Origin of the sequence: Methylobacterium sp. P1-11, assembly GCF_008329595.1 — a bacterium.
Taxonomy (GTDB): domain Bacteria; phylum Pseudomonadota; class Alphaproteobacteria; order Rhizobiales; family Beijerinckiaceae; genus Methylobacterium.
On sequence record NZ_NPKS01000024.1, the window covers coordinates 37,698 to 51,296 of the forward strand.

12 protein-coding genes are annotated in these 13,599 nt (G+C 69.5%); 3 read left to right on the forward strand and 9 right to left on the reverse strand.

Annotated features, from left to right (window positions below):
- Nucleotides 1-2 precede the first annotated feature (2 nt).
- Together CIW48_RS22170 and CIW48_RS22175 are read left to right on the forward strand one after the other, a co-directional pair.
- Nucleotides 3-491 (forward strand): phasin, encoded by a 489-nt coding sequence (locus CIW48_RS22170; RefSeq protein ID WP_091786489.1) that lies wholly within the window; start codon nt 3-5, stop codon nt 489-491.
- Nucleotides 492-621: 130 nt separating this feature from the next.
- Nucleotides 622-957, forward strand: a complete 336-nt coding sequence (locus tag CIW48_RS22175; protein ID WP_173009354.1) for a hypothetical protein — start codon at nt 622-624, stop codon at nt 955-957.
- 84 nt (nt 958-1,041) lie between these two features.
- Here the strand turns inward: CIW48_RS22175 and CIW48_RS22180 are convergent, their stop codons facing one another.
- From CIW48_RS22180 to CIW48_RS22200, 5 genes are all read right to left on the reverse strand, one after another.
- Nucleotides 1,042-1,689, reverse strand: coding sequence for a L,D-transpeptidase (locus tag CIW48_RS22180; RefSeq protein WP_149312691.1), 648 nt, complete (start codon nt 1,687-1,689; stop codon nt 1,042-1,044).
- A 149-nt stretch (nt 1,690-1,838) separates the two neighbouring features.
- Nucleotides 1,839-2,657: a transglutaminase family protein gene (locus tag CIW48_RS22185; protein WP_149312692.1), complete on the reverse strand. Its 819-nt coding sequence runs from the start codon at nt 2,655-2,657 to the stop codon at nt 1,839-1,841.
- Nucleotides 2,658-2,734: 77 nt separating this feature from the next.
- The gene (locus tag CIW48_RS22190) at nt 2,735-3,664 is read right to left on the reverse strand and encodes a transglutaminase family protein (protein ID WP_149312693.1); all 930 of its coding nucleotides are present in this window, start codon (nt 3,662-3,664) and stop codon (nt 2,735-2,737) included.
- Between the two features lie 221 nt (nt 3,665-3,885).
- Nucleotides 3,886-4,482 carry a response regulator gene (locus CIW48_RS22195; protein WP_246695366.1) on the reverse strand — a complete coding sequence of 199 codons (597 nt, stop codon included), beginning with the start codon at nt 4,480-4,482 and terminating at the stop codon, nt 3,886-3,888.
- Between the two features lie 118 nt (nt 4,483-4,600).
- On the reverse strand, nt 4,601-5,767 hold the full coding sequence (locus tag CIW48_RS22200; protein WP_149312694.1) for a transglycosylase SLT domain-containing protein: 1,167 nt from the start codon (nt 5,765-5,767) through the stop codon (nt 4,601-4,603).
- A 229-nt stretch (nt 5,768-5,996) separates the two neighbouring features.
- Here CIW48_RS22200 and alaS point away from each other — a divergent pair, with 229 nt between their 5' ends.
- On the forward strand, nt 5,997-8,675 hold the full coding sequence (gene alaS, locus CIW48_RS22205; RefSeq protein ID WP_149312695.1) for an alanine--tRNA ligase: 2,679 nt from the start codon (nt 5,997-5,999) through the stop codon (nt 8,673-8,675).
- 47 nt (nt 8,676-8,722) lie between these two features.
- Here the strand turns inward: alaS and CIW48_RS22210 are convergent, their stop codons facing one another.
- From CIW48_RS22210 to CIW48_RS22225, 4 genes are all read right to left on the reverse strand, one after another.
- Nucleotides 8,723-9,133, reverse strand: a complete 411-nt coding sequence (locus CIW48_RS22210) for a DUF2147 domain-containing protein (protein ID WP_149312696.1) — start codon at nt 9,131-9,133, stop codon at nt 8,723-8,725.
- A gap of 33 nt (nt 9,134-9,166) precedes the next feature.
- A complete protein-coding gene (locus tag CIW48_RS22215; RefSeq protein WP_246695367.1) occupies nt 9,167-9,976 on the reverse strand; it encodes a hypothetical protein in 810 nt (269 codons plus the stop codon).
- A 290-nt stretch (nt 9,977-10,266) separates the two neighbouring features.
- The gene (lpdA, locus tag CIW48_RS22220) at nt 10,267-12,012 is read right to left on the reverse strand and encodes a dihydrolipoyl dehydrogenase (protein ID WP_149312697.1); all 1,746 of its coding nucleotides are present in this window, start codon (nt 12,010-12,012) and stop codon (nt 10,267-10,269) included.
- Between the two features lie 11 nt (nt 12,013-12,023).
- Entirely contained in the window at nt 12,024-13,427 is a 1,404-nt protein-coding gene (locus CIW48_RS22225; protein WP_149312698.1) for a 2-oxo acid dehydrogenase subunit E2, read from the reverse strand.
- Between the last annotated feature and the right edge of the window lie 172 nt (nt 13,428-13,599).

The window sequence follows — 13,599 nt, forward strand, 5'->3', positions numbered from 1 at the left end:
GCATGAGCAACCCCCCGAACTACGAAGTTCCGGCCGAGATGCGCGACTTCGCCGAGAAGAGTGTCGAGCAGGCCCGCAAGGCCTTCGACAGCTTTATCGGCGCGGCGCGTCGCACCGCCGACACCGTGCAGGGTTCGGCCGAGCTGGCGCGCTCGAACGCGCTCGACGTCTCCTCGCGCGGCTTCGAATATGCCGAGCAGAACGTCAACGCGGCGTTCGACCTCGCCCAGAAGTTGGTTCGCGCCAAGGACGTACAGGAGGCGATGCAGCACCAGGCCGAGTTCGTCCGCAGCCAGTTCGCTGCCATCCAGGCTCAGGCCAAGGAGTTCAGCGGCCTCGCGCAGAGCGCGATGCAGCAGGGCGCCGAGCGCGCGAAGTCGGCGATGCAGCAGGGCGCCGATGAGGCTCGCAAGGCCATGGAGCAGGGTCAGGACGCCGCCAAGCAGACCGCTCAGAACGCTCAGGACGCCGCCGAGCGCGCGACGCACTAAGATCCACACTGAGCAACCACACTGCGGCCCGCTTCCGGTCTCCGGGGCGGGCCGTCTCGTTTTCGCCGGTATTGCCGCCGAGAGCCGCCGGGCGGACGCGTTGGCTCCGCGCCGAGCGAAGGGTTCAGGGATGCGCCTCACTGTTTTCGGCCGGTCCGGCCTGCGTGGACCTCTCCGGGGGGCGGTCGCCGCGCTGGCGCTCGCTGTCATCATGCCGGGCGGTGCGGCACGGGCCCAATACTACGACGACCCGGGATACGACGGCGGATACCGCCCGGTGCCACGCCGGGCGCAGCGGGCACCTGTCGGCTACAATTGCGATGCCATCCAGCAGGGCATCACCGGTCCGAAGCCGTTCTCCTGTCCGCTGCCGGGACCCCGGCCCCTCGGCGTGCGCTGCTTCTGCGATCTTCCGATCGCCTCGTTCAGCCCGCCGCAAACGGCTGTCGGGCACGTCGTCCCGTGAAGCACCAGGGCCGCCCGCCCGCCGGGGTGATGCGGCCCTCTCGAGCCATGCAGCCTCCGGCGCGGGTGATCCCGCGCCCTCAGCTCAGTTCAGGACGACAACCTTCGCGCCGACCTTCACCCGCTCGTAGAGATCGGTGACGTCGTCGTTGGTCATCCGGATGCAGCCCGACGACACCGCCTGACCGATCGTATCCGGCTCGTTGGAGCCGTGAATGCGGTATTCGGTGCTGCCGATATACATGGCCCGGGCTCCGAGGGGATTCTCGATGCCACCCGCCATGTAGCGCGGCAGGTCGGGACGACGGGCGATCATGGCCTTCGGGGGAGTCCACGACGGCCATTCGCGCTTGGCGGTGATCTTGTTGGTGCCGCTCCAGCTGAAACCAGGGCGGCCGACGCCGACGCCGTAGCGCAGCGCCTGACCGTTGCCGAGCACGAAGTACAGGCGCCGTTCGGCGGTGGAGACCACGATGGTGCCGGGTGCGTAGGGGGCGTTGAACGCAACGACCTCACGGGGGATCGGCTGCACCTGTGCTTGAGGCGCCGCCTGCACACCCTGGCCGTAGCCCGGGGCGTAAGTGCCCTGGTAACCGTACTGTCCCTGATCCGAGTAGTACTCGTCGGCATTGTCCGTACCGAAGGGATCGTACGACGAAGCGGCAAGGGCCGGCGTCGCGGCAAGAACAGCCACGCCGAGAAGCGCGCCGAGTGCGGTGACCGAGGTCTTCATGAGTGGCCTGCCTGTGCAATAACCTTTGCCATTACAAGCGTGAGCATAGCCAGGCAGTTCCACGCACCCGCCCAGAATTTGCTGTCCGGCGGAATACGCAGGCCCGCTTGGCCGTGCGGTGCGTAAGTTCACGAAGGCGCGAACGCGGCTCACGCAACCTCGTCTGTGTGAACATCGAACCGGGCCAAGTGAGCGTAGCCGAAATTGGTCGAGATCGCGCAATCGGTGGCATCGCGGCCGCGGGCCATGACGATCCGGCCGATGCGGGGCCGGTTGTGCCGGGCGTCGAACGTGTACCAGCGCGGCCCGTCGGGCCCTTCGAGGAAGACCTCGAACCACGCGGAGAAGTCCATCGGCGCCGGGTCCTTCGGAACGCCGATATCGCCGAGGTAGCCGGTGGCGTAGCGCGCCGGGATGTTCATGCACCGGCACAGGGTGATCGCCAGATGCGCGAAGTCGCGGCACACACCCTCGCGCTGCATGAAGGCGTCGTGCGCGCTCCGGGTGGCGTCGGCGCGCTGGTAGTCGAAGCGGATCCGGTCATGCGTGTAATCGACGATCGCTTGGACCCGCGCCCATCCCTCCGGCGTGCCGCCGAACAGAGACCAGGCCGTCTGGGAGAGCTTATCGGTGTCGCAATAGCGCGAGCCCAGAAGGAAGATGAGCACGTCGTCCGGCAGGTCCTGAACCGGGATCTGGCGGGCCTCCGGCGCGACCGGGTCCGGCAGGCCTGAATCCCGAACCGTGAAATCCGCCGAGACCGTCAGCTGCCCGGGTGGCGCGATGAGCCGGTGGCAGATGTTGCCGAAGACATCGCGGTATTCGCGTGCCGAAACCGGAGGATCGAAGCCGATCTGATGTGGGCTCAGAAGGTCTTCGATACGCGAAGGATGGATGTTCAACATCAGGATCATCGGCGTCGGCTGCGACAGCGTGAAGGCAATATCGAAACCCGTCCTGATCTTCATCGCGGCCACCGTGTTCTGTCGCCTTCCGCGCGGAGTCGCCACGCACGCTCGTTCCGGGTCCGAATAGGCGTCGGGACTCAACGCACCAGGGGCGTCGGCGGCCCCTGTGCGCTGTGGGCAGTCACCCCGTCGTCGGTCAGCTCCACCACATCGACGTCGACGCGCATGCCGAGATCGTCGCTGCCGAGGCCGAAGAAGGAACCGTGCAGCGGCACGGCCTGGGCTGGGTCGCGCGTCACCGCCACGCGGATCAGGTCGCGATTGCCGACGATGCCGTTGGTCGGGTCGAATTCGACCCAACCGGCGCCCGGGAGATAGACCTGCAACCACGCATGAGTGGAGCCGCCGCCCACATGACGGGCGCGGTCATTCCGAGGATTATAGAGGTATCCGGAGACGAAGCGGGCGGCCATGCCGAGCGCCCGCACGCCCTCCATCATGAGCACCGCGAAGTCCCGACAGGATCCGAGCTTCGTCCGCAGTGTCGTCAGAGGATCCTGCACGCCTTTCTCGGAGCGCGCGAGGTAGGTAAAGTTCGCCCGCACGCTGCGGGTCATGGCGGCCAGTAGCTCCTGCGTCGGGATGCGTCCCTGCGGCGGCAGGAAGCTCCGCGCCCAGGCATCGACCTCGTGTTGCGGGTCGGGCCATTGACGCTCGATGGAGCGCGCAAGGTCCGGCATGTCCTCGGCGCCGTAACCGAACGGATAGTGGGTCGCGTGCGGCGCGAGCGGGAAGACCGGTGCGTGTTCCGGAGTATGGTCGAGGGTGATGCCGCAGGCGAAGGTCAGGGTCTCGGCGCGGGTGTCGAAAGTCGTCACCGCCACGCAGTTGCCGAACACATCGAACAGCCAGCGCAGCGAGGCCGGCTCCGGCGCGATGTCGAGGGTCGCCGCGATTAAGCGCTGATCGTAGCTGTCGCGCGGCCGGAACATGATCCGGTGCTCGCCGAAGGCGACCGGACGCCGGTACCGGTAGACCGTTCGGTGGCGGACGGAGAGGATCGGCAAGTGTGCAGGCTCCGGGCTAGCGCCGACGCGGTCATCAGGGATGCAAGGGTCGGGCCCGCCGGCGCGGAGCTCCTGCAGACGCTCGGGCCGGACACGCCGCTCACCTCCGTCCGGCTCGCCACCTTGAGCCTTGCTGGACGTGCGCTGCGGTTCCGGATTCCGGGCGATGCTGCGCAGGTCCGGAACGATGACAGTAGGAGGGAAAGGTGGTGGGCCGGGGCTCAGACCACCGGCGGGGACGGATCCGCTGCAGCGCGCTCGGCTTCGACAAGCACGTCGAAGGGGCGCCACGGCTTGGCGATGAACACCGCTTCGGCTGGCAGATCGGGGCGCGGCAGGCCATGGCCAGAGGTCACCACCAGCCGTGCCCGAGGCCACAGGGTCGCCACCGCGCGGGCGAGCTGAAGGCCGTCCATCTGGCCGGCCAGCCGGACATCGGCGAAGACAAACGCAACGTCGCCGCCGCGCGCCTGCAGAACTGACAGAGCCGCCTCGGCGCTGTCGCATCCGACAACGTCGAGTTCCGTCTCTTCCAGCAGGGTCTCGGCCAGGGCCCGGATCTCGGGATCGTCCTCCACGACGAGGGCGAGGCGTGGAGGCGCGATCCCGGTCGCCGCGGCGCTCGGCTCGCTCTGAGCCGCGGCCTCACCTTCGCTCTGCCGGACGCGACGGACCAGCGAGGCGAGATGTTCCGGCAGTCCCTCGGACACGAGATTATCGTAGAACGACGCCAGTGTCTGACCGATCTGATCGAGCGGAATACCGGGCGACAGCGTATCGGTGAGCGGCAGGGGTGCGCTCGTCTGGTGCTTTTTCAAGGACTTCCCCCGAAGTCGACTTTCGCGCCGCCGGAAGACGCGGCTCCCGAGGAGGAAAGCCGGCAACCCGTCGCTGGTTGCGCCGGGCTCTCGGAATACGCCCGGCATCACCGAGCCGTTATTGCGTGGCGAGGCCAGCCTCGGCGTCCGCGTAAGCCATGATTCCGGACACTTCGCGGACGTTCTGATAGCGCGTTCCGCGGGTACTCATCATCGCCTCGAACTTCTCGTGGACCTGTGCCACCGACAGGCTCATGGGCTTGCGGTGACGGCCGCGCCCGACGAAGCGTCCTGCGGCGAAGAAGATCGAGCGGTTGGCCCGAGCCGGACCCGGAAGCAGGGCTGCCGCAGCGGCGGCTGGCTTGTTCACGACGTTAGCGAGGAATTCCTCGGCATCGTCCCGTCCCAGGAAGTGGGCGAGGTAGATTTCGCCGAGGGTCAGATCGCGGCCGATGCGCAGAGCGATGCGACCCGCATCGCGCTTCAGCATCTCGCCGGCCATCAGGGCCGAGAGATACGGGTCGCGGCGCAGTTCCAACACCCGAGCGCGTTCCGCCGAATCGGTGATCACCGGCCGATCGTTGGCGTCGGACGTGATCAGCGCGGCTTCTTTCTCCAGCCCGTACTTGGCGCCGAAGTCACGCACCACGCCGAGCCAAGTCCGCTCGATGAACTGATAGAGGCCGGTCGCCGAGGAGGTCTTGGCCTGGACCGCCGTGACGAAGCTGGATTCCTTATCGGCCACCGCCATCAGGAGCACCGGATCGGTCTGGACGGCCTGGGCCGCTCGGACGATCGTCTGCACGAGGTGGCGCCGGATCTTCATCGGGCCGAATTCGAGGATGTCGTTCGGATCGCCGACGGCGCTCTCGGACAGCAGGAAGTCGTACGACACGCGGTCGACCGTGTTGGAGCCGAGTTCGGTGTCGAGGTCGTGCACCGGGGCGAAGCTGGCGGCTGCGCGCAGCGGCGTCTGCTCCAGCGGGGTAGTGAGGGCAACGGTGTGGATGCGCGGGCGCGGCATCGGCAGCTCGGTCGCCGCCTCGGCGGTGGATACTGCTGGAGACAAGCCGACCTTGGCGAGGTCGATGCCCGATCCGATCAGCGCCGCACTGAGGCCGCCGGCGATCATCGATACGGTAAGCAACGAGCGGAACAGCGCCGGGCGGCTGCCATGAGCGCGACCCAGCATGGGTTGCGCGGCGATCACGTCGGCGCGGCCGGCGCCGAAATGGCCCTGCTTACCGGTGATGGTCCTCGGCGATCCGACCGTGCGGCCCTGCATCGTTATCCCGACTCTCCACACGCCGTAGTGGCGCTACGGACTCACCATCGCTTGACAGATGTGGCGACAACACGGCCGTGCTTGTGGCCGAGTTGCGACGTCCCGGGGAGATTTCGCGGCAGCCCGCCCGTGACTCACGCGGCATCCCTCCTTAAGAGGGCGCCATGCGGGTGCCGGGCGGATGACGCGCGGCCGCCCTTTCCCATCTGTCCTGCCAGAGTCAGCCCTGATGAGCGGCGTCAACGAGATCCGGTCGACCTTCCTCGACTACTTCGCCAAGGCGGGGCACGAAATCGTGCCCTCGTCGAGTCTCGTGCCGAAGAACGATCCGACGCTGATGTTCACGAACGCCGGCATGGTGCAGTTCAAGAACGTCTTCACCGGGATGGAGAAGCGTGCCTATGATCGGGCCACGACCGCGCAGAAATGCGTGCGGGCGGGCGGCAAGCACAACGACCTCGACAATGTCGGGTACACGGCACGCCACCATACGTTCTTCGAGATGCTGGGCAACTTCTCGTTCGGCGACTACTTCAAGGACCGCGCCATCGAGCTGGCCTGGACGCTGATCACCAAGGAGTTCGGCCTCAAGCCCGACCGGCTGCTGGTCACCGTCTACGCGGATGACGACGAGGCCGCCGGCCTCTGGAAGAAGATCGCCGGCTTCTCCGACGACAAGATCATCCGGATCGGGACCTCCGACAATTTCTGGCAGATGGGCGATACCGGCCCTTGCGGTCCGTGCTCGGAGATCTTCATCGACCAAGGCCCAGCGCTGCAGGGCGGGCCGCCCGGCTCGCCGGACGAGGACGGTGATCGGTTCCTCGAGTTCTGGAACCTCGTGTTCATGCAGTACGAGCAACTGGAGCCGGGTTCGCGCAACCCGCTGCCGCGGCCGTCGATCGACACCGGCATGGGCCTCGAGCGCATGGCCGCAATCCTCCAGGGCGTTCATTCGAACTACGATACCGACCTGTTCCGCGCCCTGATTGATGCCGTTGCGCACGCAATCTCACGGGCGCCCGAGGCGGCGACGATGGCGTCCTACCGGGTGATCGCAGACCACCTGCGCGCTGCCTCCTTCCTGGTGGCCGACGGCGTGCTGCCGGGCAACGAGGGGCGCGGCTACGTGCTCCGCCGGATCATGCGCCGGGCGATGCGTCACGCTGAAATCCTGGGCGCTCGTGAGCCCACCATGTTCCGCCTCGTGCCGACGCTGGTGCGCGAGATGGGCCAGGCCTATCCCGAGCTGATGCGGGCCGAGAGCCTGATCGCCGAGACTCTCAAGCTGGAGGAGACTCGCTTCCGCCGCACCCTGGAGCGGGGCCTGTCGATCCTCGACGCCGAGAGTCGTGACCTCAAGGAGGGCGACAAGCTCTCCGGCGAGACCGCTTTCACGCTCTACGACACCTATGGTTTCCCCCTCGACCTGACCCAGGACGCCCTCAAGGCGCGGGGCATCGGCGTCGACACCGATGCCTTCTCGGCCGCGATGCAGCGCCAGAAGCAGGCGGCCCGCGAGGCCTGGAAAGGCTCGGGCGAGGCGGCCACCGAGACGGTGTGGTTCGGGCTGCGCGAGCGCATCGGCGCCACCGAGTTCCTCGGCTACGAGACCGAAACCGCCGAAGGCATCGTCACGGCCCTGCTACGCGACGGCGCGGAGGTGCAGAGCCTCGATGCCGGCCAGACCGGCCTCGCCCTCGTCAATCAGACGCCGTTCTACGCCGAATCGGGTGGTCAGGTCGGCGATACCGGGCTGATCCTGGCGCCGGGCGTTCGGGCGCGGGTCACCGACACCCAGAAGAAGCTCGGCGACGTGTTCGTCCACCACGTGACGGTGGAGGAGGGGCGGTTGAGCCTCGACCACCCGGTGGAGCTGAAGGTCGACCACGCCCGCCGCAAGGCGATCCGGGCCAACCACTCGGCCACCCACCTCCTGCACGAGGCCCTGCGGCAGGTGCTGGGCGACCACGTCGCCCAGAAGGGATCGCTGGTGAGTCCGGACCGCCTGCGGTTCGACATCAGTCATCCGAAGCCGATCGAGGCGGACGAACTCGCTCGGGTCGAGGACATAGCCAACGCGGTGCTGCTCCAGAACACGCCCATCGCGACCAAGCTGATGGCGGTGGACGATGCCATCGCATCGGGCGCCCGCGCTCTGTTCGGCGAGAAGTACGGTGACGAGGTGCGCGTGGTCTCCATGGGGCTGCCGCTCGACGGTGAGGCGGGTTCGGTACGGCCGAAGAATTTCTCCGTTGAGCTCTGCGGCGGTACCCATGCGGCGCGCACGGGCGATATCGGTGCGATCACCGTAGTCGCGGAGAGCGCGGTGGGCGCGGGCGTCCGCCGGATCGAGGCGCTGACGGCCGACGCAGCGCGTCGCCACCGCAGCGAAGAGGCGCGGACGCTTGCGGCGCTGGCCGGCATTCTGAAGGCTCCGGTCTCGGAGGCGCCCGACCGCCTGACGGCCCTGATGGAAGATCGGCGGCGCCTGGAGCGCGAGCTGGCCGAGACCCGCCGCAAGCTCGCCATGGGCGGTGAGGGCGGCCCTGGCTCAGGTGCGCGGCAATCCGAGGTCGGCGGCGTCGCCTTTCGCCGCTCGGTCATCGAGGGTCTCGACATGCGCGACCTCAAGCCGATCGTCGACGAGGAGAAGAAGCGTCTCGGTTCCGGCATCGTCGCAGTGGTCGGCGTTGGGCCCGACGGCAAGGCAGGTCTGGTGGTCGGCGTCACCGACGACCTGACCGAGCGTTACGACGCGGTCGGGCTGGTCCGGGCCGGCGCCGGCGCGCTCGGCGGCAAGGGCGGCGGTGGCCGGCGCGACATGGCGCAGGCCGGCGGTCCCAATGGCGCGGGTGCGGAAGCGGCCCTCGACGCCGTCGAGCAGGCCCTGACCGAGGCCGCGTGAGACCGGTTCGGTCGAGCCGCTCTAGCGGTGGTCGTGTCCGCGGGTGATCACTTCACCCGCGTCCAGGTCTGCCGCTTGCAAAAGACGCTCATCACACAGCCCGCCACTTCGAGAGTGTTGGCGCTGGTGAGCTTGAGCGAGCCGGAATAGGTCTTCCCGTCGTTCGGGTTGTAGAGCGTGCCGCTGAAGCCGGCCCCGTCGACCTGGGGCGCGCTGAGGATCTGGACGCCGACCACGCTGCGCGTGCGCAGGGCCGGATCCGGGTTCTTCGCGTCGAGCCCCTTGCCGGGGGCGCTCACGATCGTCCCGCAGAAGCCGCTGCCGCAGGGCACGATCCGGACCCGCGACGTGCCGGTCTCCGTGAGCCAGATCCCGGACGGGTCGGAGGCCTGCGCCGTGCCGCAGAGCAGGCCTGCCGCGAGCGCCGCCAGAACCGTCCGACTTACCGTGACACGCATCCTGTTCCTCCCACTGTTGTTCTTCGTGTCTGCTCAGCGTGACGCCTGAGGCAGCGCACTGCCCAGATAGGTCTCCACCACCTCGCAGAAGGGCTGGCCCGCGCCGGTCGACAGCACGGCGTCGACCTCGAACAGCGGGTCAGTCGGCCCGGGGGCCACGTCGCGACTCGGGCCACGGACTGCCACCGTGCTGCGTACCGGCGCCAGGGAGCGAACGACGCGGCCGAACGGTGTGCGGGTGCCGTCCAGGGTCGCATTCATCTCGGGTGTCAGCCGCGCCGGCACGTACCAGTTATCCGCCTCGGACAGGACGCGGCCCCCGCAGGCGAGGCGGACCCGCCGATATCGCACCGGCTCGTCCGGGCCGATGGCCAGCCGGGCCCGCTGCGCGGCCGTGAGCGGCTTGTCTGGAACGGCCAAGCGCTCGGCGACGAGATGTGGATCTGCGGCGAGCTTGTGGTCGGCGCACCAGCTCTCGAGGGCAAAGGTCGCGCTGTGTGCGGCGAGGATTCGGCTCCGCAGGGAAGCGATCAGCGCGTCGTCGCGCGTTTCCCTTGTGGAATCGCCGGCGGCGGACGCTTGCGCCATGGCGTCGCGCGGCGCACTCACCGCCAGCACCGACAGCATAGAGGCCAGCGCCAAGCGGATCGGCAAGCTTTCCGAAGCCATGCGTGAACTCCGATCAAGTCGAGGCTCAGTCGAAGTCGACCGTCGGAACAGCGGTCCACAGCGCCACGGCATCTCGACACATATCCTCCCCCGACGCGGCGCCGGCTTCAGTTCGGTGGCCGCCACGTCGATGCCCGGCGATACGCGCCAGCCGAGACGATTCTCGACCGGCAACGCGGCCGTGTCCGAGATCTAGCCAGGAAATCTCTAGCGGTCGAGATGCGCCGCCTATGGGCCAGTCGGCGAAGTCGCGTTGGCGGATTGCGGGTGCGGACGTGGCGTACGGCAATCACGCCGTCCCTCCGGGATGGCGCAGGCGAGCCCGGCCTCCGGAACCGCCGGCGATTCCGCGGCATGCCCGCGTGGCGGTTCTGGTTTCCTGGCCCTGCTGCGCAGTCCCGGAAAGACGGGAGAGTCGAGCCAAGCCGCAGCCGCGCCCGCCTACCCGCGCTGATGGCCCTGGCTTACGCCCGACGCGCCGGGGCGGGGAGATCGGTGCAGAGGCCGAGGGCGACTTCGGCGGTCAGGCCGATCGTCTCGCCCAGCGTCGGGTGCGGGTGGATCGTGCGGCCGATATCGGCGGCGTCCGCCCCCAGCTCGATGGCCAGGGCGATCTCGCCGAGCATGTCGCCCGCGCTCGGGCCGACAAGGGCGCCGCCGACGACCCGCTTGGTCCCCGCGTCGAACAGCAGCTTGGTCAGGCCGTACTCCGCGCCGTTGGCGATGGCCCGCCCAGAGGCCGCCCAGGGAAAGCGTGCCACCTCCACGGCCCGGCCGGCCGCCCTGGCGGCGGTCTCGGTGAGGCCGACCCAGGCGATCTCCGGATCCGTGTAGGCCACGGAGGGAATCACGGCGGCGTCGAAGCCGGCCCGGTGGCCGGCGGCCACCTCGGCGGCGACGTGGCCCTGATGGACGGCCTTGTGGGCGAGCATCGGCTGGCCGACGAGGTCGCCGATGGCGAAGATGTGGGGCACGCCGGTGCGCATCTGCGCGTCGACGGGTACGAAGCCGTTCTGCACCGCCACCCCGGCGGCCTCGAGCCCCAGGCCCGCGCCGTTCGGGCGCCGGCCCGCCGCCTGGAGGACGAGGTCGTAGGTCTGCGGCTCGGCCTCGCCCCCCAGCGCGACCGCGATGCCGTCGGCACCGGCTGTCGCGGACACGACCTCGGTCCCCGTGAGGATTCGGTCGAAGCGGTGCGCGTTGCGCTTCATCCAGACGGCCACCAGGTCGCGGTCGACGCCCTCCAGCAGGTTCGACAGGCGCTCGACCACGTCGACCCGGGCGCCCAGGGCGCTGTACACGGTCGCCATCTCCAGGCCGATGATGCCGCCGCCGATCACCAGCAGGCGCTTCGGCACGAAGGGCAGCTCCAGCGCCCCCGTCGAATTCACGATCCGCGGATCCTCCGGCAGCATCGGGAGGGCCACCGGGGACGAGCCTGCGGCCACGATGGCGCGGGCGAAGGCGAGGATCCGCTCCCCGCCGGCGTGGAGCGCGACCGCGACGGTGGACGCCCCGGTGAAGCGCGCGGTGCCGCGGACTACCTCGACCTTGCGCTGGCGCGCCATCTGAGCGAGCCCGTCGGTGAGGCGGCGCACCGTCCCGGCCTTGAAGGTCCGCAGCTTCTCGAGGTCGATTGTCGGGGCGCCGAAGCTGATCCCGTGCGCGGCGAGGCGCGCGGCCTCCTCGGTGACGGCGGCCACGTGGAGCAGCGCCTTCGAGGGGATGCATCCGACGTTGAGGCAGACGCCGCCGAGCGTAGCGTCGCGCTCGACGAGGATCACCCGCTGGCCGAGATCGGCCGCCCGGAAGGCGGCCGCGTAGCCGCCGGGGCCGCCGCCGACGACCAGGACGTCGCAGGACGGGCCGCCGCCCTCGCCGGGCGGCGGGGCCGCCGGCGCCGTCGCGGGCGCGGAGACCGGTTGCCCGGTCCCCGATCCGGGCTGGGCGCTGGATTGCGCCGCCGGCTCCTCGGCCGCGAGACGGGCGACGAGCGTGCCGGCCGAGACCGTGTCGCCGAGGCCGACCAGCATCTCCACGAGGCGGCCGGCGACCGGGGAGGGGATGTCCAGCGTCGCCTTGTCGGATTCGACCATCAGCAGGGTCTGGTCCTTGGCGATCGACTGGCCGGGGGTGACCGGAATCTCGATCACGGGGACGTCGGCGTAATCGCCGAGATCGGGCACGCGGATGTCGATGGTCTCGGGCATGGGGGGTGCGGTCACAGGAGGGCGCGGCGCAGGTCCGAGAGGACCGAGGCCACATGGCCGAGGAAGCGGGCGGCGGCGACGCCGTCCACCACGCGATGGTCCCACGACAGGCTGAGCGGCAGGATCAGGCGCGGCTGGAAGGCCTTGCCGTCCCACACCGCCTCCGTCCGCGAGCGCGCGGCTCCCAGGATCGCGACCTCGGGGGCGTTAATGATCGGCGTGAAGCCGTCGCCGCCGATCCCGCCCAGCGACGAGATCGAGAAGCAGCCGCCCTGCATGTCGGAGCCCGCGAGGGTTCCGGCCCGGGCCTTCTCGGCCATCTTGGCCATCTCGGTGGCGATCTCGATCAGTCCCTTGCGGTCGCAGTCCCGCACCACCGGGACCATCAGGCCCTTGGGCGTGTCCACCGCGAAGCCGACATGGACGTAGTCCTTCAGCACGAGGTCGCCACCTTCCAGGGAGGTGTTGAACCGCGGATAGGCGCGTAGCGCCGAGGCCGCCGCCTTGATCAGGAACGCCACCATGGTGACCCGGGCGGGGGGCGTGCGCGGCTCCTTGTTCAGGCCCACGCGGAACGATTCGATCTCGGTGACGTCGGCCCGGTCGAAATTGGTGACGTGCGGGATCGTCAGCCAGTTGCGGCTGAGATTGGCCCCCGAGAGGCTCTGGATGCGTGACAGCGGCTCGCGCCGCACCGGACCGAACTTGGCGAAATCCACCTGCGGCCAGGGCGGCAGGCCGGCACCGATCTCCGATGCGGCGACGGGCTGACGGGCAGGTGCGGCGAGCGCCGCCTTGACGAAGGCGTGCACATCCTCGCGCAGGATCCGTCCCTTCGGCCCGGTGGCCGGCACGCCGTCGAGGCCCACGCCGAGTTCGCGGGCGAGCAGGCGGACCGACGGGCTGGCATGCACGTCGCCCCGGGTCGCGGGGATCGATTGATCGGGCTTGGCTCCGGGCGCGGCACCGGTCTTCTCTCCGCCCGCGACGGGGGAGGGCCGTGCGGGAACCGGGTCGGGGGCGGAGAACGACGGGGCCGAGCCGGGCGGGGACCCGCCCGCCGGGCCCGCCTCTTCCGGGCGCCGGGCTCCCCTCTCCCGATTCTCGCCGACGGGAGCGCCACCCGGCTCGGAGGGGGGCGGAAGGGCGCCCGCCGCCGCCGAAGCATCGCTCTGCGCAGGCTCGACCGTCAGGATCGGCGTCCCTTCCGACACCTTCGTGCCCACCGCGACCAGCAACTCGCGCACGATGCCGGCTACCGGGGAGGGGACCTCCATGGTGGCCTTGTCGGATTCGATGCTGAGGATCAGGTCGTCCACCGCGAGGCGGTCGCCGGGCTTCACCAGAAGCTCGATGACCGGCACGTCCCGGTAGTCGCCGATGTCCGGGAGGGCGATCTGCAGCGCGGCGCTCATGGGGTGGAATTCCGGTTTCTGGAAGGTCGTGGCGGTCTGTTTGCGCCCGGGCAGGCGCGGGAATGGCGGGCCGTTGCGGATGGACCCCGTGCGACGGTCTGCCGGGTCTTCGTTCCGCCCCCTCATCCCGCGGTGCCGGAGCGGAGGCCTCGCAGGAGCCCTCCGGGGACCG